The 1064-nt window shown below is 69.7% G+C and carries 1 protein-coding gene; it reads left to right on the top strand.

The features are described from left to right. Positions 1 to 34: 34 nt before the first annotated feature. Positions 35 to 940, top strand: coding sequence for an MBL fold metallo-hydrolase (locus ACIKT0_RS18835; protein WP_407106828.1), 906 nt, complete (start codon positions 35 to 37; stop codon positions 938 to 940). Positions 941 to 1064: the final 124 nt, after the last annotated feature.

Here is a 1064-nt window from a genome sequence, read left to right as displayed (position 1 = left end):
CAGCACGGACACGCCGATCCTCGCGCCCGGGACCATGCTGTCGAAGCTGTCGCTGCGCCGGGAGACGCAGAACAGCAGCATCGGAGGGTCGGCCGATATCGAGGTGACCACGGTGTCGGACGCCGGCGTGATGATCGACGGGCCGTGGCCGATCGTGGGGGAGGACCGCCCGGCCGCGGAGGTCGAGGCGCTGATGCGCGACAACCTGCTGCCCGAGAAGCGCTTCCAGCCCGGCTTCACGCCGACCTTCGTCAACACCGGCCGGGAGCTGATCCTGTTCGACGCCGGCAACGGCCCGGACGGCTTCGTGCCGCGCCCTGCGGGCGGCCGGCTCGTCGAGTCGATGAAACAGGCGGGCCTGACGCCCGAGCAGGTCGACGTGGTGGCGCTGACGCACTGTCATCCGGATCACATGGGCGGGCTGGTGGAAGGCGGGAAACCGGTGTTTCCAAACGCCCGCTATGCGGTCGGCGCCGAAGAGCACGCATTCTGGTCCAGGGACGAGCGGATGTCGGCGGCCGAGGGCGGCAACGAACTCGCCTCGGCAAAGATGTTCCGCCGCAATGTGGCGCCGTTCGCCGAGCGCACGACGTTCCTCAAGCCGGGACAGGAGGTCGCGTCGGGCGTCACGGCGCTCGCGGCCTTCGGGCACACGCCGGGCCATCTCGCCTACCATCTGGAAAGCGGCGGCCGGCGGCTGCTGCTCTGGGGCGACTGCGCGCACCACGAGGTGGCGTCGCTCGCGCGGCCCGAATGGAGCGCGTTCTTCGACATGGACAAGCAGCAGGGCGCCGCGACGCGCAAGCGGATCTACGACATGGCCGCGACCGAGCGCCTGCCCGTGGTCGGCTACCACACGTCGTTCCCGTCGGCCGGCTATGTGGAGCGGGCCGGCGAGGCGTATCGCTGGCTGCCCTTGACCTACCAGCTCAACCTCTGAAGCTTTGCGGCGGGCGCGCCGCTGTTCCTGATCTGCCTCGACCACAAGTCGAACACGCTCGGGGCGCTGCTCGCGAGCGGACATTTCGGGCTGCATTTCCTGGCGCGCGAGCAGACGGAGGTCT

The organism is Hansschlegelia beijingensis, from assembly GCF_045505405.1.
GTDB lineage: Bacteria > Pseudomonadota > Alphaproteobacteria > Rhizobiales > Methylopilaceae > Methylopila > Methylopila beijingensis_A.
The sequence above is the reverse complement of the archived record's forward strand: the minus strand, read 5'-3'. Positions and strand labels throughout refer to the sequence as shown.